This is a genomic window from Kushneria aurantia DSM 21353, from assembly GCF_000382245.1.
In the GTDB taxonomy this organism is placed as follows: domain Bacteria; phylum Pseudomonadota; class Gammaproteobacteria; order Pseudomonadales; family Halomonadaceae; genus Kushneria; species Kushneria aurantia.
This window is the reverse complement of the sequence record NZ_KB907862.1, coordinates 1-18,704: the sequence shown is the minus strand read 5'-3', so window position 1 is coordinate 18,704 and position 18,704 is coordinate 1. Positions and strand designations below refer to the sequence as shown.

Sequence of the window (18,704 nt, the reverse complement as noted above, 5' to 3'; positions counted from 1 at the left end):
CTGGCAGGCGTCAGATATTGGTAAGCAGAGCGCTGCCGCGCCTATCGTCGCTAAAATGGGAGAACGGACGGCTATGCTGAGTACAGAGCAGATCGACAGGTTTCATCGAGATGGCTATCTGGTCGTGGAAAATGTATTCAATGTCGACGAACTAGAGGCGCTCAATAACGATTTCGAGAACTGGCTGGATGCAAGCCGCCACCATTGCGCAGCCTATGGCGAGACTCTCGACCATCGCCCGCGCTTCGATGTAGGTGGTGACCACAGTCCCGCTCACCCATCACTGCGACGAGTGAGCTCACCTACCGAAATCTCCGATGCCTACCTGCAGGTAGCGGCCGACTCGAAAATGGCCGATATGGTCTTCGAAATTATCGGCGCGGGAGGCGTGAGGCTTCACCACAGCAAGATCAACGCCAAGTTGCCGGGTACTGAAACACAAGTGAAGTGGCATCAGGATTTCCTTTTTACGCCTCACAGTAACGATGACCTGATCACTGCACTGCTGATGATCGGAGATGTCACTACCGATAATGGGCCCTTGCAGGTCATCCCCGGTAGCCATCGGCAGGAGCTCTATTCCCATTGGCAGGATGAACGGTTCACCGGGACGGTAGACAGTACCGTCATCGAGCGTGAGTGCGCCGAGCTGGTCGAATGTACGGGACCAGCCGGTTCCGTGTGTTTCATGCACACTCGATTGCTGCACGCTTCGGCGCCCAACGCCTCCGCTCATCCGCGCACGCTGTTCATTGTTGTGTACAGCGCCGAGGATGCGCTGCCCTATGGCGACAATCCGCTACCCAGCCGGCATCAGGGCATGCTGGTGCGTGGTCATGAGAGCGGTCTGGTACGGACAACGCCCAATGTGCTGCGACTACCGCAGAAGCCCAGCGGCGCCTCCTTTTTTGTCCAGCAGGCAGGGCAGGACATACCAGCCTGAGATGTCATCGGACCGAGGGACGCCCGAAACCTTTTCAGCAAGGGGCCTGGAGTATGCGGGAGAGAAAACCGGAATCATTACCTTCGTTCCCGTAGCGGGAATGTGACACATCGGCGAGGACGAATGCGACATCCGGCATCCATGTTTCGAACAGGATGCGGTTTAAAAAAACAGCTATCGAGCTGTCTGAAAACCACAGTACAACGACAAGAGAGGTTCAACATGAAAACGTCTGTTCGCAGGATAACCATATTCGCAACGCTTGCACTAGCAGCTTTCTTTGCTCTGACGTTGATCTCCCCGGTGCAGGCCGACACCCTGGATGAGGTCAAGGCGCGTGGTACCCTGAAAGTCGGTACCGAGATGCAGTTTGCGCCCTTTGATTATCTCGAAAACGGGCAGCAGACGGGCTTTAATAAAGCGCTTTTTGCGGAAGTAGGGAAAGCACTCGGGGTGGAGGTGCAGTTTATCGATCTGCCCTGGCCCAGTGTGCTGCCGGGTCTGGAAGCCGGAAAATACGACATGGTAGCCGGCCCGCTGATCATTACCGAAGCGCGTATGAAACGCTACCATTTTACCTCGCCGATTGCCGAAAGCACTGTCGCTCTGCTGGCCCGGGCCGGAGATAACAGCATGCAGGCACCCTCTGATCTGGCCGGCAAAAGTGCCGGCGCCGGACAGGGCAGTGCCCAACTGGCGGCGCTGGAAGATTATGTGGCAGGGCTCGATCAGCCCGTCGAGATCCGTGAATACGTCGATAACAATCAGGCCTATGCCGACCTGGCAGCCGGCCGTATCGATGCCGTTGCCAACTCCCTGCCCAATATCGCCTATATCGCACAGCAGCGTTCGTCGCAGTTCAAGTTGGTTACCCCCGGCTTTGGACCGCAAAGCTGGTTCGCTTATGTCGGGCGCAACGGTGACGATGCCGACAGCCTGGTGAATGCTGTCGATCAGGTGATCGACAAACTTCGCGCCAGTGGCCGGCTGGCCGAGCTGCAGGAGAAGTGGATCGGTGAGTCGATGGATGTGCCTGCCGAGCCCGTGCCTGCCGAAGGCACCTGAGCAATGTTCGATCTCGCAATACTGCAGCAGGGTTTGCCCCTTCTGATCGCCGGCCTGTGGAATACGGTATGGCTGTCGGCGCTGGGGTTGATCCTCGGATTCATGCTGGGCGTGATCGTCTGCTCGCTGCGGCTTTCCGGTCGGCTCGCATTACGCCGTCTGGGCGGCGCCTATGTCAGTATTTTCCGCGGAATTCCGCTGCTGATCCAATTGCTGTTTATCTACTATCTATTACCGCGCATCGGCATAGAGGCGCCCGCCTGGGTGGCCGCAACCGCTGGTCTGGCGCTCTGCTGTGGCGCCTATTTTGCCGAAATCCTGCGCGGTGGTTTTATTACCCTGCCTGAAGGACAGATCGAGGCATCGCGGCTACTGGGACTCAACGAGTGGCAGATTCTCGTCCGTATCCGGATGCCGCAGGCGTTGCGCAGTACACTGCCGGCGCTACTCAATGAGGTCATCCTGCTGATCAAGGCGTCATCGCTCATCTCGGTAGTAGGCATCGCCGAGCTCACCCGTAGCGCACAGAATCTGGCGGCCAGCACCTTTATGCAGCTTCAGTTCTATATGGCAGCGGCGGCACTTTACTGTGTGGTCAACATGACGCTGGCTGTGCTCGCCGGGCGGATGGAGAAACGCTTCGAGGAGGCGCGTGCCTGATGGACTTTTCAGTACTTACCGACCACCTGCCGGAGATCGCCCACGGCTTTTTGATCACCCTCCTGAGCTGGTTTGGCGGCATCATGCTGGGAGCGATACTCGGCCTGCTGATCGCGATCATTCAGCTCGGTGCCGGGCGGTGGGTCCGAGCGGGGCTGCGCGTCTACATCGAGATCGTGCGTGCCACCCCCTTTCTGGTACAGCTGTTTCTGCTCTACTACGGCGGACCCGCACTGGGACTGCGGCTATCGCCAATGGCGGCGGGACTGATCGGTCTGGGCATATACGGCAGCGTCTATTTCGCCGAAATCTTTCGAACCGGTTTCCTGTCGGTGCCCCGTGGTCAGATCGAAGCGGCCCACATGCTGGGCATGTCGCCCCGAACGGTAATCAGACGCATCCAGTTGCCGCAGATGATGGTGCTGATTTTGCCGGCGCTGACCAACTTCACCATCGTACTGGGCAAGGAGACGCCCATACTGTCGATCATTACGGTGCCGGAACTGACCTTTGTATTGACCGGGATTGGCTCGGAAACCTTTGCCTATGTCGAAACCCTGCTGGCGCTGTGTGTGGGCTATTACCTGATGGCCGAGTTCTGCTCGCGTCTGGGGCAGCGTCTCGAGTCACGCATGGGTCGTTATCTTGGCCAGCAGAGTAGCGGCATCAGCAGCGAACGGAATACGGCAGGAGCCAGGACATGACACAAACATCGCAGCAACAGGTCGTGCTCGAAGCGCGCGGCATGAGCAAGCAGTTCGGCGATCATCGGGTTCTGGAAGACATCAACCTTGCCGTAAAGGGCTCCGAGGTGGTCTGCCTGATTGGCCCCTCCGGTTCCGGCAAAAGCACACTGCTGCGCTGTCTCGCCTTTCTCGAAGCCTACGACGACGGCGATGTGTTCGTCGAAGGGGAGTTGCTGGGATATGACCGTGGGGCCAATGGTCGTCGCCTGCGCTCCCGCCCGGCGCGCCTGCGTGAAGTGCGCCGCGACATGGGTATGGTGTTTCAGCAGTTCAATCTCTGGCCTCATATGAGCGTTATTGACAACGTCATGGAAGCGTTGGTGCGGGTGCGGGGCATGAAGCGTGACGAGGCGCGGCGGCTGGCGCTTGAAGTGCTCGACAAGGTGGGGCTGCCGGAAAAGGCCGATGTCTGGCCCAGCCGCCTCTCCGGCGGGCAACAGCAGCGCGTGGCTATCGCTCGCTCGCTGGCGATGTCGCCGGCCATCATGCTGTTCGACGAGCCGACCTCGGCACTCGACCCCGAACTGGTCGGCGAGGTGCTGCAGGTCATGAAGCAACTCGCCGAGGAGGGCATGACGATGGTGATCGTTACGCATGAAATGGGGTTCGCGGCGCAGGCGGCCGATCGCGTCATCTTCCTGGACCAGGGACACATCCTCGAGCAGGGCGTACCGAAGCAACTCTTCAGAGCGCCACGGACAGAGCGCCTTGCGCAGTTTCTGCAAAACTATCTGCAGCGTAACGAGATATTTCGCGATGATGGCAAGGAAGGTTACCGGTAGTGACAACACTCAATATTCCAGAGCGCTTTCCATGCGTATTGCCGGAAACGCAAGAAGAGCAGCCTGTCGTGATGCCTGGCCAATATGCTGTCCAGCAATGCGTGGCATAAATATGAGTAAAATGGGCGTCTCCAAACCCGGTTAGCGGCATCACAATGACGGGAGTCTGCATGCGCCATTTCACGCTCAAGCAGCTGCGCTATTTCACAGTGGCCGGAGAGCTTTCCAGTGTGACACTGGCCGCCAGAAAGCTCCATGTCTCCCAGCCCTCGATCACGGCGGCCATTCGCCAGATGGAGGAGAGTTCCGGCCTTCAGTTGTTTGTGCGACACCACGCGCAGGGACTATCGCTGACGTCTTCCGGCAGACAGCTTTGGGCGCGCACCCGGCAGCTACTGCGTGATGCCGACGATCTGGAAAGGTTTACCCTGTCGCTGGGTGAAGAAATTGCTGGTGAACTGCGGCTGGTGGCCTTTCCGACCTTTGCGCCGGTTTTTCTGCCACAGCTTTTGCGGCGCTATACCGAGACCTACGGCTCGGTCAGCCTGCACTGTGATGAGATGATACAGGGCGATATTGTCACTGGTTTGAGCGAGGGGGTCTATGAGCTGGCGTTCACTTACGATCTCCAGATACCCGCCAATATCGAGTTTACCCCTCTTTATAGTTTTCCCCCTTACGCTGTAGTGGCCGAAGGTCATCCGTTGGGTCAGCGCAAGCGTATCAGCCTTCGCGAGCTTATCGACTACCCCATGGTGTTGCTCGACTGGCCGCAGAGCAGGGAATATTTTCTTTCCATCTTCGAATCTCGAAAACTGACCCCACGGGTAGCCTACCGTGCTCGTTCGCTGGACATGATTCGTGGTTTGGTGGCCAGCGGCTTTGGTTTTTCGTTGTTCAATACGCCTCTGACCAGCCGAGAGACTTTTGACGGGGGGAGGCTCAGAGCGCTCTGGTTACAGGATGATGCGCAGCCACTGTCAATGGGGATCGCCTGTGTCAAAGGAGTGCGACCGAGCCCGGCCGCACAGGCAATGAAGCAACTGGCACTGCAAACGGAACTTCCCGCAGCAGCCCTGGACGACAGCGAAGCCGTTCGCACGCCTTCTCAATGAGACGCCAATGCATTTCAGAATCCTGGCGGCCTATCCATCATCGTCTTTCCAGGTTTCTGACATAAAGCAGTGTTTGAAGTGTTCCACAACCGCGGGCCTTGCGCGGCCTGAATCAGGAAAAGCTATGCAATGGCTCACTCGATTGTATTTTAATTAATCTCGCGCCATGTTTATGGTGATGGATAATATCGGCACGTAGCGTTTACACGCATTATCCAATAACAATACAGATGAGGTGCACAGATGCGAAAGACAAAAAGAGTTGAATCATTAGGTCAATACTTTGCTTGCTGTTGCAAGTGCGCAGGTTTGTCAGCCTTGATCGCAGGGGCGATATCCCTTCCAGCCAGTGCAGATACTCTTTCTATCGGGCATACGACATGGGTCGGCTACGGGACGCTTTATCTTGCTCAGGAAAAGGGATTTTTCGAGGAAAACGGCCTTGATGTCGAGTTGCCTACCTTCGAGGGCTCATCGGGGTATATGTCGGCGCTGGCTTCGGGTGACCTTCAGGGTGTGGCAGGTACCATAGCCGAGCTGGTTAAATATCGTTCTGCAGATTTCTGCTTCAAGGCCGTCGTGGTGCTGGACGATAGCTATGGCGGTGATGGTGTGGTTACCGAGAGTAATGTCACCTCTATCCATCAATTGCAGGGCATGACCGTGGGAATGAACGAAGGTGGTGCTTCACAGTTCTGGCTTTCGTACTTGCTCAGGAACAACAATCTTTCCTTGAGCGATGTTAATATTCAGAACATGTCAGCTGATGCGGCAGCAGCGGCTTTCATTGCCGGTCGTATACCCGTTGCTGTGACATGGGAGCCCAATTTAAGCTTCATTCGCTCTCATGATCGGGGTCACATACTGGTTGATAGCAGCGAAACCCCCGGCGTTATCATTGATGTGGTGGCTCTGAGCTGTGACGTTATAGAGCAGCGCCCGGACGATGTGAATGCATTGGTAAAAGGTCTTTACAAGGCGGTCGATTATTTTAAAAATAATCCGCAAGCATCTTATGCGCTCATGGCCGAAGGCGTTGGCGGATACCTTGAGGACCCACAGGATTTTGCCGAGGCGACCGAAGGCGTAAGGTTCTACAATGAAAGCGATAACCAGGATTCGATCGGAAACCATGATTCACCCGGGAATATTGCTGATCTGGTTCGCGTTGCACGTGAAACATGGAATGAGGTTGAAGGGAGCTCCCTGAATACCACCTATTCCGACATTGTGGATCCTTCATTTATACATCAGCCATAAGGAGGATTCATGCAGAGACAGTCCTTGTGGCAGCGATGCCTGACTCCCCGCGCCAGCATCCCGTCAGGGGTTGTATGGGGCGCAGGTCTGGGGATATGGGGGCTCATTCTGTTGGGATGGGCGTTGGTGACATACCATCATTTTGTCCGCCCCATTTTTTTGCCCACTCCGGATGCGGTAATCCATACCGGTTTCAAAATGGCGAAAGATGGGTCACTTTGGGAGAACCTGTGGGCGAGTGTTCAGGTCGTCGTTTACGGCTTTGTACTGTCCTCGATTGTTTCAATACCTGTCGGCATTCTGATGGGAAGCTTTCGAGCCGTTCAATCGGTCTGTGATCCTATCGTCAACTTTATGCGTTATTTGCCTGTCACGGCTTTTGTACCACTTTTTATACTGTGGATAGGCATTGGTATCGAGCAGCGGGTTGCCGTCATATTTTTTGGCGTTTTTTTTCAGCAGCTCGTATTGATTGCCGATGTCTCCAGAAACGTCTCGCAGGATCTGCTTAATGCGTCGTATACGCTGGGCGCTACAAGACGTGATGTCGTGCTGCATGTGCTTTTTCCTGCCTGTATTCCGGGGGTCATCGATGTTCTTCGTGTGACCATGGGATGGGCCTGGACATATCTTGTGGTGGCGGAAATGGTGGCCGCACAGAGTGGTTTGGGATATATCAGTTTAAAAGCCATGCGTGGCTTCCAGGTGGATACCATCTTTCTTGCAATATCTCTTATTGGTCTGATGGGACTGCTCACGGATCAGGCTTTCAAACAACTACGGCTAAAAATGGCGTCCTGGGCGTTTTAAATATGAATACGCAACCCGATTTTTATGTGCCGGCGGAGGCCGCGCCTTCGTTTGGGCGTCAATCCGGCAGCGTTTGTCTCGACATCGATCATGTCAGCCTGGAATATGGCGTTGGTCAAGGCAGCATCAAAGCGCTTGAAGCAACATCATTACAGATAATGCAGAATGAATTTGCCGCTATCGTAGGACCCTCCGGCTGCGGAAAATCCAGTCTGCTATATCTCGCTTCAGGGTTGGTACCTTCGACACATGGCGAAATGCGTGTTAATGGAAATATCATAACCGGTCCTGGTGTCGATCGCGGTATGGTGTTCCAGACGTATACTCTTTTTCCATGGCTGAATGTTCGCGACAATATTGCGTTCGGTCCCAGAAGGCGAGGTAAATCAAAAAAGGAAATTGAAGAAGTCGTCAATTATTACATTAATGAGATAGGGTTGGCGCGTTTCGCCGACGCCTGGCCCCGGCAACTTTCCGGGGGCATGATGCAGCGGGTGGCTATCGCGCGTGCGCTGGCTAATGACCCTGATGTTTTATTGATGGATGAGCCATTTGGTGCTCTTGATAGTCAAACCAGGCTGCAAATGCAACAGCTACTGCTGGAAGTGTGGGATCATAATAACAAGACAGTGCTTTTTGTAACTCACGATATTGATGAAGCCATATTCCTGGCAGATCGTGTTTATGTCATGAGTGGCCGTCCCGGCAGGATTCATGACATTATCGATATCGGGCTATCGCGCCCGCGGGATGGCGAAGTGGTTATGGCGAGCGAGTTTATAGATATAAAGCGTCGGATTTTGAAAATCCTTTCAGCCGCATAGGATGTCCCATCAAGACAACCGGGTAGAATGAAACTTCACAACAGGGAGTTCGACAGGATGATGAATGCTCAGGAAATGCAACTACGCACTGACCTGGCGGCGCTGTTTCGCCTCAGCGCTCGGCTCGATCTTCATGAGGCCGTTGCCAACCATTTCAGCGCTGCGCTCTCCGCAAGCGGCAGACAGTTTTTGATCAATCCGAAGTGGGTTCATTTTTCTCGCATTCGCGCCAGTGATCTGGTGCTGTTTGACCTTGATGACCCGGATAATCAGCCCCTTGAACGCATTGACCCAACCGCCTGGGCAATTCATGGCCAGATGCATCAGAAAATGCCGCATGCGCGAGTGGTGATGCATCTTCATCCTCCCTTTGCCACCTCGATAGCAACGCTGCAGGACCCGACGATTCTGCCTATCGATCAGAATTCAGCGCGCTATTTCAATCGCGTCGCGCTGGATACGACCTTCGGTGGCATGGCAAACAGCGAGGAGGAAGGTGAACGTCTTGCCGGTCTTCTGGGCGATAAGCGTCGACTGATGATGGGCAACCATGGCGTCATGGTTGTCGGTGATACCATCGGTGAGGTGTTTGACGATATGTATACCCTGGAACGGGCCTGTCGTATCCAGATACAGGCACTGTCGACAGGCAAGCCGCTCCGGATACTTGATGATGACGTGGCCGAGGTAACCGCCAGGGACTGGGAGTCGATCACCGATTTCTCGATCGCCCATTTCGAGCAGATGAAGGAGATCCTCTATCAGGAAGATCCTTCCTTTGCCGAGTGATGGAGCACCCCGCTGCCCGTGATGTCACCCTGGGCGTGATCATGCTCAATACGCATTTTCCGCGCCTGCAGGGGGATATCGGCAATCCTGTCGGCCTCGCGCATCCGATGATTTATCACAGGGTCGATTCGGCCAGCGTGCCGGCGGTGGTGAGTGCGCGCATGGATGACAGCGTCGTCGAGGATTTTGTCGCCGCCGGCCGCAGTCTGGTCGAGCGCGGCGCACGGATTGTGACCACTTCCTGCGGTTTTGTATGTGCCATCCACGACCGGCTACAGGCGGCGCTGCCGGTGCCGCTGGTCTCTTCGGCGCTCAATCTGACCCCCTGGCTGTGCGACGAGGTGACGCCGGCAGAGTCAGTAGGTATTCTAACCTTCGATGAGCGCACGCTGAGCCGGGCGCACTTCGGTCGTTTCCAGCGCGATAACATCGTCATTGGCGGTATGCAGGAGAGCGAGACGTTCTACCCCACTATCCGTTTCGATCATCCGACGTGGTGTGTTGCCAGCGTTGAACGCGAGGTGATCGCTGCGGCTGTGGCGCTCCGGCGGCAGGCGCCGACCATGAAAGCGCTGTTGCTGGAGTGCACCAACCTTTCGCCGTGGCGCGCCATGCTGGCCGAGCGGCTGGGGCTGGCGGTGTTCGACCTTCACGATGCGATTGCACTGGTCCAAAAGCGAGGTCGTTTCTGAGCGGCCCACAACAATAAAGGACGCCGTTCATGTGGCTGGTCATACTGCCTATTGCGCTGCTGTTTGCCATTATCCTGCTGCCCCTGCCGCGCATCGGCGGCAACGTCATCATTGGCCTGCTCGCTGCCGCCGCAGCGGCGGCGTTGCTCGGCGGGCTCGGTCCATTGGCGATCGTCGAGGCGGCGATCAGTGGTATCGACAAGCTGGCATGGGTCATCATGCTGTCGATCTTCGGCAGCCTCTATGCCGAAGCCCAGGTGCGTCTCGGTGCCATGCAGACGGCGCTGGACAGCTTTCGTGCCCTGTTCGGGCGCTCTACCGCGGGGCTGATCGCCGCCGTTATTCTGACCCTGGTACTGAGCGGTTCGCTGCTGGGCGATGCCATCGCGGCCGCTACCGTGATCGGCCTGCTGGTAATTCCCACCCTGGCGGCGATCGGCCTGGCCGGCGAGCGTATTGCGGTGATCATCGTCATGGGGGCCGTTATCGGTTCGGGCATGCCGCCCATCTCGCAGTCCTTCTTTCTCGCCGCCTCGCTGACCGGTATCGATCCGGGCACGATTCTCGGCATGGCCTATCTCACCATGAGCGGTAGCGTGGTGATCGCCATATTGACGGCGATACGGCTGTGCCGCCGCGCTTCGGCCGCGGGGCTTGACGCGCCGCCACCCCTGTTGGCGGTATTGCGGGAGCGCTGGCGTACGCTGATCCCCATGCTGGTGCTGCTGGCCATCGTGGTGGTCGCCTCACTGGGCTTTAACATCTTCGAGCGCACGCCGGTTCTGGCCGACGGCGTTGCCGCCCTGAGCGAAGTGCCGATTCTGCGCGGGCTGGCCTTTCGAGTGGTGCTGGCGATCCTGGTCGCGCTGCTGGTCAGCCTTGCGTTTCGCACGGTGCGGCGCCAGGCCGGTGAGGTGGCCGTGGCCGGGCTGCGCAACGTTGCCAAAACCGTACAGATTCAGCTCTGCGCCGGGGTCATGGTGGGGGTGTTCTACAACGCCGGCCTGATCAATGTGGTGCAGCAGGCCACCAGCCATCTGGCGCCCAACCTGATGGCCACGGCCGGCGGTCTGGCCACGATGGTGGTGGGGATGTTGACCGGCTCGCAGACCACGGCGCAAACCATGATCGTGAGTATCATGGCACCGGCGTTGACCAACCTCGGGCAGTCGCCCGAAGCCGTGGCGATGGGGGCTGCCAATCTCGCCATGGCGGGGCAGTCGATGCCGCCGGTGGGGTTGACCACCTTCGTCGTGGCCGGGCTGGTGGGCGGCGTGATCGGCACTCGCGTCGATCCGGTAAAAACCATGGTGATGGCGCTGCCGGTAACGCTCTATTTCGCGTTTGTCGGCTTCGCCTTCTGGCTTTGGGGGTAGCGCATGCCGTCTCGATCGGTAGCCGTCGTCGGCGGCGGGGTAGTCGGCAGCTGTACGGCGCTGGCACTGCAGGAGCGTGGCTTTCGCGTCACGCTCTACGCCCCCGCGATCGATACCGGCATGACCTCCTGGGGCAATGCCGGCGTGATCACCCATGCCTCGGTGATTCCGCTCAACATTCCGGGCCTGCTGGGTCAACTGCCACGCTATCTGCTCAACCTTGACCCGGCTCTGCGTATCGCGCCCCTGGCGCTACCCGGCGTGGCGCCCTGGCTGACGCGCTTTCTGCGCGGCTGTGAACCCGCTTCGGTAGCGAGGCGCTCGGCGGCCCTCGCTCGACTGATCGCGCCAGCGCTTGACGCACACCGCCACTGGGCGACACCGGCCGGCGCCGACGACCTGTTCCACATGACCGGCTGGAGCAAGCTCTATCGCCACCTGCCGACGCAGGCGCGCATAACCGCCATGACCGAGCCCTGGACGGCCAACGACGTGCATTTCGAACTGCTGCAAGGCGACGCCCTGGAGCAGGTGTTCGGTGGCGCCTCGCGCCACTATGCGCTGGGCATGCGTATTCCACAGACCGCCTATGTCGACTCGCCCGGGCGATTGGTCGAGCGCTATCGCGATCTGTTTGTGCAGCGCGGCGGCGAGTGGTGCTGCGATTCACCGACGGCCATCGAGCCGCTGTCAGCGGGGTATCGTCTGGCCGGCCATCAGACGGTCCATGAACAGCTTGCGGTCTGCGCCGGCCCCTGGTCGTGCGATCTGCTTCGCCCATTGGGCTACCGCCTGCCGATGGCCTTCGAGCGCGGCTATCACCAGGAGTTTGCCCTCGACCCGGCGCAGTCGCTGGCGACGCCCTTTCACGATGTGGACGGCGCCTTTGTCTGTACGCCGATGAACGGCGGGGTGCGGGTGTTAACGGGTATCGAGTTCGATCGGCGCGATCGTGGTGCCACGCCCCATCAGCTCAGGCGCATCCTGCCGCGGGTGCGTGAGGTGCTGACCCTGGGCGAGGCGCGCGGCGAGCCCTGGCTGGGACGACGCCCCTCCTTTCCCGACGGGCTGCCGGCGATCGGTGCGGCGCCGCGACACGCGGGGCTGTGGTTCGGCTTCGGCCACGGCCATATCGGTCTTTCCACGGCGGCCGTGACGGGCGACTGGCTGGCCCGGGCGATGGTCAGCGGGCAGGAGGACCCGGCCCGGGCCGACTTCAGTCCGCGGCGCTTTGGCGAATAGCGCGGCCGCTAACGGTGTTTTGACAGGTCGCAGCTCCCGCTTTCACAGCGGGTACAGCGCTGGCGCCCGGTGAGCCAGCCGGAGATGCGATAGCGCCGTGGCGCGAACCAGCGATAGACCCGATCGGCCAGCGGACGAACAAGTGGCCAGCGCAGCGGCGCCGTGAGCCAACCGCGCCCCACCAGCGACCAGGCGCGATGGGTCACGTCCAGCCCGCGCAGTCGCTCACCCTGATAGTCGCCCAGCAGAATGGCGCTTGCCTCGTCGGGGTCGACGTGCGGCCAGCGCTGACTGAAATCCTCGGCGTTGATGTCCTCGAAGCGAATACGGTCATGTGTATCAAGGCGCCGCAGATGAGCGATCTCGTGAGCGCAGAGCGGGCAGGCGCCATCGTAGAAAAGCGTCAGTTCGGCCATGGGGGCTCCATGATGGCAACAGGCATACCCCCAGCGTAGTCGATGCCGCGCAACGTCAACGCGTCAGAAACTCGAGTGCCGCGCGGTAACCGAAGCTGCCCATACCGGCGACCACCGCCTCGGCGCGGGCCGAGATGTAGGAGTGGTGGCGAAACGCCTCGCGGGTGTGGATGTTGGAAAGGTGCACCTCCACCACCCGCCCTTCGAAGGCCTTGAGGGCGTCGAGCAGCGCTACCGAGGTGTGCGACCAGGCGGCGGGGTTGATGATGATGGCATCGGCGTCTTCCCGCGCGCGGTGAATGCGCTCCAGCATCTCGCCTTCGTGGTTGGTCTGCAGAAAATCGAGACGGACGCCGTCGCCGGCATGGCCACGCAGCTCGCGCTCGATATCGTCCAGCGTCTCGTGGCCGTAGATATCCGGCTCGCGTTTGCCCAGCAGATTGAGGTTGGGGCCGTTGAGAATCAGGATGCGCATCGGGGCCTGCCTGTCATGGGTGTCTTTCAGAGTGGCCGGTCAGTGTGTTGCGCCACCCGGCAAAAAGCGCGGCTTCAGCACGCCGGCCAGGGCGTCGTAGGGAATCGTCAGCTGCGGCTGACCGATAACATAGGGGCCCAGGCTGTAGACATCGTAGCGTACCGCAAGCTGATCCTTCAGTGGCGCCACGTTATCGCTGGTCACGAAGGGCCAGTCCTTCGGGTTCAGCGTCTGCCCCGCTTCGCTGTCGGCAAGCCAGCGCTGCCAGGCCTGATGCAGGGCGCTGTCGAAAGCCTCCCGCGCGCCGGGCAGCAGCATGTCGTCAAGGGTGACTACCTCGCGCCGACGCTCGTCGATCACCATGAAGTTTGTGATCGGCATGCCGTGAGCGCCGCCGGTATACACCCAGCTGTTCAATGCCAGCACCACAAGATCGTCGTGGCGAGCGATCTGTTGGGCTTCGAGGTCCGCCTGCCAGGGGCGTGGTGATGTGTTGCCCGCGTTGGCCTGCAGGCTCTGGTTGAAGAAGTCGGCGGCGAAGGCGTCCAGGGTGGCGGGCGTGGCGCTCTCTTCGGAGGGCGCGTCGCTCATCGGTGCGGCCATGCGCAGCAGGCGCTGCATCAGCGCTTCGGAAAGCGCCGTGCTGTTATCGAACGTCAGCCAGTCGGCCTCGATTCGGCCGCACGCCTCATCCACGCCTTCGCAGTCGGGCGCGGTCAGGGTACGGCTGTGCGGCGTTATGGTCAGCGGCGCTGAGAGAGCCTGCGGCGTTACGGCCGCCGAGCCGGCGCTGTCCGGGACACTAGCGCCCTCTGTATTGCCATGGACACAGCCCCCCAGCACCAGCAGCAGGGCGGCGGCGATAAGCGTATGACGCGCGAGAACGTGCATGAGGCATCCTCTGGATAACAGGCGAACCCGGGTTCAGGGTGCCGCTGCCGCCGCGCCGCGGAAGTGGCTGCGCCAGTAGCGGTTGTCGAGATTGGCCACGCTCACCTCGCGGCCGCTGCCCGGGGCGTGAATCATGCGACGATCACCCATATAGATGCCCACATGGTTGACGCGGCCGCCCGAGCCGAAAAAGAGCAGATCGCCCGGCCGGGCGCGGTCGATTTCCGGCAGGGCATCGAACTGCTGCTGCGAGGTGCGCGGAATAGTGATGCCGGCTGCGGCCAGGCTCGCCTGGGTCAGGCCGCTGCAGTCCATCCCCGCACTGGTCGTGCCGCCCCACCGATAGGGCGTGCCCAGCGCCTCGCGGGCGTGGTTCATCGCCAGCACCCGCTCGATGGAGAGATTCTTCTGCGACGACAGCGGCAGGCTGGCATAGCGCTCCTGCGTGGACGGCCCGCCGGCGCAGCCGGTCAGCCACAGCAGTGCGATCAGCAGCGCACCGTGGCGCAGCCAGCAGAAATTGAAACGAATACACATGACACTAGTCCGGAACCGTTCGGTGAAAAAAGACACAGCATGCCATCAATTGCCCATTCACGGGCCGCGGTCAAGGGGGGAGAGCTTAAAGCGGACGGCGTCGGCGCATAAAAAGGCCCCGTGGCAACCTGCTTCCACGGGGCGGGGAGAATATAGCTGTTATAGGGTCAGAAGCGGTAGCTGATACCGCCCATCACCACCACCGGGTCGATATTGAGGGTAGTGTCGTAATTGGTGCCGCCGACGTTGACGGTGGCGTCGGAGTCGATATCGATGTACCAGGCCGAGGCGTTGACCGCCCAGTGGTCATCGATCAGCAGGTCGACACCCAGCTGGCCGGCCAGCCCCCAGGAGTCGTCCGCATCCAGGCTGACGCCGTCGGCGTTGACCTTTTCATCCCAGATATGGGTGTAGTTGACGCCGGCGCCGATATAGGGCTGAACCCGCGCGCCAGTGCCGCCCAGCGGATAGAACTGCAGCGTCAGGGTCGGCGGCAGATGCTTGACCGAGCCGTCCAGGCCGTCGCCGGCACCGCCGTGGAGATCGAAGTCCTGGGTGAAGGGCGCGGCGGCCAGCAGCTCGACGCCGAACTTGTCGAGAAAGCGATAGCCCAGCGTGAAGGCAAAGCCGGTGTCGTCCTTGATGTCGACCCTGTCGGCGACGATACCGATGTCGCCGTTGTCGCTTTTGGGTGCCACCTTGGCCAGCCCGAGGCGGGTGTAGAAATCGCCCTGACCGTAACTGAAACTGTCGGCCTGAGCGGCAGTCGTCATCAGGGTAGCGCCCAGCACCAGCCCGGCAGCGGATAGAATGGACAGTTTACGCATGTGGTGTCTCCCTTGAAGATACTGCACGGCGGCGCCGACCCGTGCCTTTCGCGCTCTTGTGAACAGCGGCCCCGTACCTTGTGAACAGTGTGCGATTACATTGTGCCGCCCGTATCGGGTGCTTTTTTGATCCAGGTCAAATTATCGCCCGGGGCGGACAACATGCCGCAGGGGTGGCGTTTCGCAGGGCATTTGCCCTTGATGGCTGGACGAATGCGCCGATTCGCGCCATGTTCAGGGTCTGGTGTCTCAAAAGGCTCTGTGCGCCGCGTCCGGCGCTGGATGGAACAGGAATGACAGGAGAGGTAATGAGCGAATCGTCCTCGATTCTCAACGAACAGTCGCTTGCGTTTCTCGAGCGCTATCTCAACAACGCCGCGCCCACCGGTTACGAATGGGAAGGGCAGAAGCTTTGGATGGAGTATCTCCGCCCCTGGGTGGATGAGTTCTTCACCGACACCTACGGCAGCGCGGTCGGCGTGATCAACCCCGACGCCGACTACAAGGTGGTGATCGAGGGGCATGCCGACGAGATCGGCTGGTACGTGAACTACATCTCCGAAGAGGGGATGATCTATGTGGTGCGCAACGGCGGCAGCGACCACCAGATCGCGCCTTCCAAGCGGGTCAACATCCATACCGACAACGGCGTCGTCGAGGGCGTCTTCGGCTGGCCGGCGATCCACACCCGCCGCAGCGGCGGCAGCGAAGAGCAGGCGCCCAAGCCCGACAACATCTTCGTCGACGTGGGCTGTGACAACCGCGAGCAGGTCGAGGCGCTGGGCGTGCACGTCGGCTGCGTGATCACCTATCCCGACACCTTCAGCGTGCTCAACGGCAACCGTTTCATCTGCCGTGCGCTGGACAACCGTATGGGCGGTTTCATGATCGCCGAGGTAGCGCGGCTTTTGAAAGAGAGCGGCGAGCAGCTCGACTTCGGCCTCTATATCGTCAACTCGGTGCAGGAGGAGGTCGGACTGCGCGGCGCGCAGATGATCGCCGAACGCATTCAGCCCAACGTGGCGATCGTCACCGACGTGTGCCACGACACCCACACGCCGATGATCGACCCGAAAAAGGAAGGCAGCAGCAAAATCGGCGCCGGCCCGGTGATCGCCTGGGCGCCGGCGGTGCAGAACCGCCTTCGCGAGCGCCTGCTGGAGGTCGCCAAAAAGGGTGACATTCCCTTCCAGCGCCAGGCCCGCTCGCGCGCCACCGGCACCGACACCGACGCCTTCGCCTACAGCAACGCAGGCGTGGCCTCGGCGCTCATCTCGCTGCCGCTGCGCTACATGCACACCACCGTGGAGATGGTCGACCGCAATGACGTGGAGCACGTTATACGGTTGATTCGCGATACGCTTTTGAATATCAAAAGCGGCGAGACGTTCAGCTACTTTGACTAAGCGTTGCTGAAACCTCCGGCGTCCCGGGCGCCGGAGGACGCCACGTTCGAAAGGACTTTACCCCCCTCCAGCCGGCGTTCGCGTCAGGGCCAGTCGAACCCCCAGTGCGACGAACATGACGCCGACGCTGCGCTCGAGCCACGCCTTGAGTTTTACGCCGGGGCGCAGGCGTTGCCCGCCCAGTGTGACAACAGTAATCAGGACGGCGCTCCACAGCGTGGCGACAGCATCGAAGATCAGGCCCAGGGTTAGAAAGGCAAGCGGTTTGAGCGTCGATGCCGGGTCAATGAACTGCGGCATGAAGGCCATGAAAAACAGCGCCACTTTCGGGTTGAGCACGTTGGTCAGAAAGCCCTGACGGAACAGCGTGCGCAGACGGGTCTCACTGAAGCGGGGCGCTGGTGCCTGCGGCGATGAATGGCGACACTTGAGCAGGACCGACAGCCCCAGCCAGATCAGATAGATCGCGCCGGCCCATTTGACCACTGTGAACGCCATCGCAGAGGTGGCCAGAATGGCCGAGAGCCCAAGGGCGGCGGCCAGCACATGCACCAGCGTGCCTGTACTGATGCCCAGCGCCGTCACCGCCCCCTGCTGCCAGCGGCCCGCGGCGGTATGCGAGACAATCAGCAGTGAATCCGGCCCCGGCGTCATGTTAAGGATCAGGCCCGAAAGCATGAAAATGGCAAGATCATGGATGCCCAGCATGATGTGTCTCCGGGAAGGGGCGTTTAAAAGTCCATTTTGTCACAAGGCTATTTCTAATAGGCCAGCCGGCCCTTTAATTCGCCAAATGGCCGCATGACCTGCTGTTGATAGGCGTGTCTTGCCTGCAATTGCTGGTACCAGCGGCGGACATTGGGCAGCTCAGGGCGTGAAATACCTTCCATCTCGAAATAGCGATACAGCGTTGTTCCAGCAGGGATATCGGCCAGTCCCAGCGTGTTGCCGCTAAGCCAGGGCTGTTGGCTCAATTGATCATCAAGTCGCTGGTAAAGCTGCTCGCAGCGTTTCAAGGCTGGCGATAATGCGTAGTCGCCGACGCGAAAGCTCCACAGTCCGGCCAGCCGGCCCTTGAGTGGCTTGCCGAGTTGCAGTGGGTCATCAAGCGGTTCGAGGCGCCTGCGCAGATAATCGCGTATACGTTTGGCTTCGGCATGACCGAGCTTTTGTTTTGCAACTGTTTGCGGGCGTCGTCGGTAACTTCAATCTGCCAGGCCAGGATCGCGCTCTATCTCATCCAGGGTATAGGTTCGTTCCTCGCCGCGACGCACCCGCTCCAGCGTCTGTTCAGCCAGGTAGGCGTCTTCGAGGTCCTCGAGATGTTCGAGGATCGCCTCGCGGGCGTAGTAGGTCTTGGTGCGGCCGGTCGCTTTGGCCAGCGCTTCGAGACGCTCCTCGATCTCCGGTGGCAGACGGATGGCCCGCATGGCGATACTCCCGAGCGGTTGATATACGTGTATATCATACGCCCGATTTATTTCGGGCCAAGCATGTGGATGCGGCAACAAATCACTACGCTTCAGGGCGACGATCGGTTATTCATTTAATTAGTCGCCCCTGCTAAACCCCGATTTTTTCCGGGGAGTCGAATTCGGCTCTCCTTATACTGGCCAATGAGCACAAAAAATTGAAGATCATTGACCGGACATAACGCCAAAATAGACCTGAAAAGCGGAAAAAGTAACAGACAAAAAGAAGCTCCCTGAGCTTCTTCATGACTTTCCTCAAATTCATGCCGACACCACACAGCAGCGCATGAATCCGATCGCCCTTGCGCCCTTTCAGATAACAGCGTGACAGCAATCCTTCGCTTTTCATGTGACCGATGATGGGTTCTATACTGTT

The 18,704-nt window shown here is 59.5% G+C and carries 22 protein-coding genes and 1 pseudogene; 14 read left to right on the top strand and 9 right to left on the bottom strand.

What is annotated here, in order from left to right; translation table 11 throughout:
• Positions 1–73 precede the first annotated feature (73 nt).
• The 13 genes from H146_RS0100110 (at position 74) to H146_RS0100050 (ending at position 12,304) form a co-directional block, all read left to right on the top strand.
• Positions 74–943, top strand: a complete 870-nt coding sequence (locus H146_RS0100110; protein ID WP_019949800.1) for a phytanoyl-CoA dioxygenase family protein — start codon at positions 74–76, stop codon at positions 941–943.
• Positions 944–1,066: 123 nt separating this feature from the next.
• On the top strand, positions 1,067–2,008 hold the full coding sequence (locus H146_RS0100105) for a transporter substrate-binding domain-containing protein (RefSeq protein WP_245558675.1): 942 nt from the start codon (positions 1,067–1,069) through the stop codon (positions 2,006–2,008).
• 3 nt (positions 2,009–2,011) lie between these two features.
• Positions 2,012–2,668 (top strand): amino acid ABC transporter permease, encoded by a 657-nt coding sequence (locus H146_RS0100100; RefSeq protein WP_019949798.1) that lies wholly within the window; start codon positions 2,012–2,014, stop codon positions 2,666–2,668.
• The gene (locus H146_RS0100095) at positions 2,668–3,372 is read left to right on the top strand and encodes an amino acid ABC transporter permease (protein WP_019949797.1); all 705 of its coding nucleotides are present in this window, start codon (positions 2,668–2,670) and stop codon (positions 3,370–3,372) included. Before H146_RS0100100 ends, H146_RS0100095 begins: the two co-directional genes overlap by 1 nt.
• A complete protein-coding gene (locus H146_RS0100090; RefSeq protein WP_019949796.1) occupies positions 3,369–4,196 on the top strand; it encodes an amino acid ABC transporter ATP-binding protein in 828 nt (275 codons plus the stop codon). Before H146_RS0100095 ends, H146_RS0100090 begins: the two co-directional genes overlap by 4 nt.
• 170 nt (positions 4,197–4,366) lie before the next feature.
• Positions 4,367–5,311 (top strand): LysR family transcriptional regulator, encoded by a 945-nt coding sequence (locus tag H146_RS0100085; protein WP_019949795.1) that lies wholly within the window; start codon positions 4,367–4,369, stop codon positions 5,309–5,311.
• 243 nt (positions 5,312–5,554) lie between these two features.
• Complete coding sequence (locus tag H146_RS0100080) at positions 5,555–6,571, top strand: ABC transporter substrate-binding protein (protein ID WP_083920739.1); 1,017 nt, start codon at positions 5,555–5,557, stop codon at positions 6,569–6,571.
• Positions 6,572–6,580: 9 nt separating this feature from the next.
• Entirely contained in the window at positions 6,581–7,381 is an 801-nt protein-coding gene (locus H146_RS0100075) for an ABC transporter permease (RefSeq protein WP_019949793.1), read from the top strand.
• Between the two features lie 2 nt (positions 7,382–7,383).
• Positions 7,384–8,205, top strand: a complete 822-nt coding sequence (locus tag H146_RS0100070) for an ABC transporter ATP-binding protein (protein ID WP_026351642.1) — start codon at positions 7,384–7,386, stop codon at positions 8,203–8,205.
• 57 nt (positions 8,206–8,262) lie between these two features.
• Positions 8,263–8,994, top strand: coding sequence for a class II aldolase and adducin N-terminal domain-containing protein (locus tag H146_RS0100065; RefSeq protein ID WP_019949791.1), 732 nt, complete (start codon positions 8,263–8,265; stop codon positions 8,992–8,994).
• Positions 8,991–9,686 (top strand): aspartate/glutamate racemase family protein, encoded by a 696-nt coding sequence (locus H146_RS0100060; protein ID WP_169433447.1) that lies wholly within the window; start codon positions 8,991–8,993, stop codon positions 9,684–9,686. The genes H146_RS0100065 and H146_RS0100060 overlap by 4 nt, the downstream gene beginning before the upstream one ends.
• A gap of 29 nt (positions 9,687–9,715) precedes the next feature.
• A complete protein-coding gene (locus H146_RS0100055; RefSeq protein ID WP_019949789.1) occupies positions 9,716–11,062 on the top strand; it encodes a TRAP transporter large permease subunit in 1,347 nt (448 codons plus the stop codon).
• Positions 11,063–11,065: 3 nt separating this feature from the next.
• Entirely contained in the window at positions 11,066–12,304 is a 1,239-nt protein-coding gene (locus H146_RS0100050; protein WP_019949788.1) for an NAD(P)/FAD-dependent oxidoreductase, read from the top strand.
• Between the two features lie 8 nt (positions 12,305–12,312).
• On the opposite strand, the gene H146_RS0100045 is transcribed toward H146_RS0100050, so the two are convergent.
• The 5 genes from H146_RS0100045 to H146_RS0100025 all read right to left on the bottom strand — a co-directional run bounded on the left by H146_RS0100045 (position 12,313) and on the right by H146_RS0100025 (position 15,450).
• Positions 12,313–12,720 carry a thiol-disulfide oxidoreductase DCC family protein gene (locus H146_RS0100045; RefSeq protein ID WP_019949787.1) on the bottom strand — a complete coding sequence of 136 codons (408 nt, stop codon included), beginning with the start codon at positions 12,718–12,720 and terminating at the stop codon, positions 12,313–12,315.
• Positions 12,721–12,775: 55 nt separating this feature from the next.
• Positions 12,776–13,195, bottom strand: a complete 420-nt coding sequence (gene aroQ, locus H146_RS0100040) for a type II 3-dehydroquinate dehydratase (protein ID WP_019949786.1) — start codon at positions 13,193–13,195, stop codon at positions 12,776–12,778.
• 39 nt (positions 13,196–13,234) lie between these two features.
• A complete protein-coding gene (locus H146_RS0100035) occupies positions 13,235–14,086 on the bottom strand; it encodes a DUF3298 and DUF4163 domain-containing protein (RefSeq protein WP_019949785.1) in 852 nt (283 codons plus the stop codon).
• Positions 14,087–14,119: 33 nt separating this feature from the next.
• Positions 14,120–14,623 carry a C40 family peptidase gene (locus H146_RS0100030; RefSeq protein ID WP_019949784.1) on the bottom strand — a complete coding sequence of 168 codons (504 nt, stop codon included), beginning with the start codon at positions 14,621–14,623 and terminating at the stop codon, positions 14,120–14,122.
• A 167-nt stretch (positions 14,624–14,790) separates the two neighbouring features.
• Entirely contained in the window at positions 14,791–15,450 is a 660-nt protein-coding gene (locus H146_RS0100025; protein WP_019949783.1) for an OmpW/AlkL family protein, read from the bottom strand.
• Positions 15,451–15,758: 308 nt separating this feature from the next.
• Between H146_RS0100025 and H146_RS0100020 the strand changes: the two genes are divergently transcribed.
• A complete protein-coding gene (locus tag H146_RS0100020; RefSeq protein WP_019949782.1) occupies positions 15,759–16,856 on the top strand; it encodes a M42 family metallopeptidase in 1,098 nt (365 codons plus the stop codon).
• Positions 16,857–16,913: 57 nt separating this feature from the next.
• Here the strand turns inward: H146_RS0100020 and H146_RS0100015 are convergent, their stop codons facing one another.
• From H146_RS0100015 to H146_RS22015, 4 genes and pseudogenes are all read right to left on the bottom strand, one after another.
• Positions 16,914–17,564: a LysE family translocator gene (locus tag H146_RS0100015; RefSeq protein ID WP_019949781.1), complete on the bottom strand. Its 651-nt coding sequence runs from the start codon at positions 17,562–17,564 to the stop codon at positions 16,914–16,916.
• A gap of 53 nt (positions 17,565–17,617) precedes the next feature.
• Positions 17,618–17,914 (bottom strand): glutathione S-transferase C-terminal domain-containing protein, encoded by a 297-nt coding sequence (locus H146_RS21800; protein WP_342664553.1) that lies wholly within the window; start codon positions 17,912–17,914, stop codon positions 17,618–17,620.
• 147 nt (positions 17,915–18,061) lie between these two features.
• On the bottom strand, positions 18,062–18,286 hold the full coding sequence (relB, locus tag H146_RS0100010) for a type II toxin-antitoxin system RelB family antitoxin (RefSeq protein ID WP_019949780.1): 225 nt from the start codon (positions 18,284–18,286) through the stop codon (positions 18,062–18,064).
• Positions 18,287–18,419: 133 nt separating this feature from the next.
• Positions 18,420–18,704: pseudogene (locus tag H146_RS22015) on the bottom strand (hypothetical protein); the annotation flags it as partial.

What these genes read in the sequence shown, in the direction of transcription:
- H146_RS0100080 (WP_083920739.1), top strand. Translation starts at nt 5,555, where the DNA reads ATGCGAAAGACAAAAAGAGTTGAATCATTAGGTCAATACTTTGCTTGC.
- relB (WP_019949780.1), bottom strand. Translation starts at nt 18,286, where the DNA reads ATGCGGGCCATCCGTCTGCCACCGGAGATCGAGGAGCGTCTCGAAGCG.
- H146_RS0100110 (WP_019949800.1), top strand. Translation starts at nt 74, where the DNA reads ATGCTGAGTACAGAGCAGATCGACAGGTTTCATCGAGATGGCTATCTG.
- H146_RS0100030 (WP_019949784.1), bottom strand. Translation starts at nt 14,623, where the DNA reads ATGTGTATTCGTTTCAATTTCTGCTGGCTGCGCCACGGTGCGCTGCTG.
- H146_RS0100035 (WP_019949785.1), bottom strand. Translation starts at nt 14,086, where the DNA reads ATGCACGTTCTCGCGCGTCATACGCTTATCGCCGCCGCCCTGCTGCTG.
- H146_RS0100070 (WP_026351642.1), top strand. Translation starts at nt 7,384, where the DNA reads ATGAATACGCAACCCGATTTTTATGTGCCGGCGGAGGCCGCGCCTTCG.
- H146_RS0100025 (WP_019949783.1), bottom strand. Translation starts at nt 15,450, where the DNA reads ATGCGTAAACTGTCCATTCTATCCGCTGCCGGGCTGGTGCTGGGCGCT.
- H146_RS0100095 (WP_019949797.1), top strand. Translation starts at nt 2,668, where the DNA reads ATGGACTTTTCAGTACTTACCGACCACCTGCCGGAGATCGCCCACGGC.
- H146_RS0100075 (WP_019949793.1), top strand. Translation starts at nt 6,581, where the DNA reads ATGCAGAGACAGTCCTTGTGGCAGCGATGCCTGACTCCCCGCGCCAGC.
- H146_RS0100065 (WP_019949791.1), top strand. Translation starts at nt 8,263, where the DNA reads ATGATGAATGCTCAGGAAATGCAACTACGCACTGACCTGGCGGCGCTG.
- aroQ (WP_019949786.1), bottom strand. Translation starts at nt 13,195, where the DNA reads ATGCGCATCCTGATTCTCAACGGCCCCAACCTCAATCTGCTGGGCAAA.
- H146_RS0100015 (WP_019949781.1), bottom strand. Translation starts at nt 17,564, where the DNA reads ATGCTGGGCATCCATGATCTTGCCATTTTCATGCTTTCGGGCCTGATC.
- H146_RS0100050 (WP_019949788.1), top strand. Translation starts at nt 11,066, where the DNA reads ATGCCGTCTCGATCGGTAGCCGTCGTCGGCGGCGGGGTAGTCGGCAGC.
- H146_RS0100045 (WP_019949787.1), bottom strand. Translation starts at nt 12,720, where the DNA reads ATGGCCGAACTGACGCTTTTCTACGATGGCGCCTGCCCGCTCTGCGCT.
- H146_RS0100020 (WP_019949782.1), top strand. Translation starts at nt 15,759, where the DNA reads ATGAGCGAATCGTCCTCGATTCTCAACGAACAGTCGCTTGCGTTTCTC.
- H146_RS0100055 (WP_019949789.1), top strand. Translation starts at nt 9,716, where the DNA reads ATGTGGCTGGTCATACTGCCTATTGCGCTGCTGTTTGCCATTATCCTG.
- H146_RS0100090 (WP_019949796.1), top strand. Translation starts at nt 3,369, where the DNA reads ATGACACAAACATCGCAGCAACAGGTCGTGCTCGAAGCGCGCGGCATG.
- H146_RS0100085 (WP_019949795.1), top strand. Translation starts at nt 4,367, where the DNA reads ATGCGCCATTTCACGCTCAAGCAGCTGCGCTATTTCACAGTGGCCGGA.
- H146_RS0100100 (WP_019949798.1), top strand. Translation starts at nt 2,012, where the DNA reads ATGTTCGATCTCGCAATACTGCAGCAGGGTTTGCCCCTTCTGATCGCC.
- H146_RS0100105 (WP_245558675.1), top strand. Translation starts at nt 1,067, where the DNA reads ATGCGACATCCGGCATCCATGTTTCGAACAGGATGCGGTTTAAAAAAA.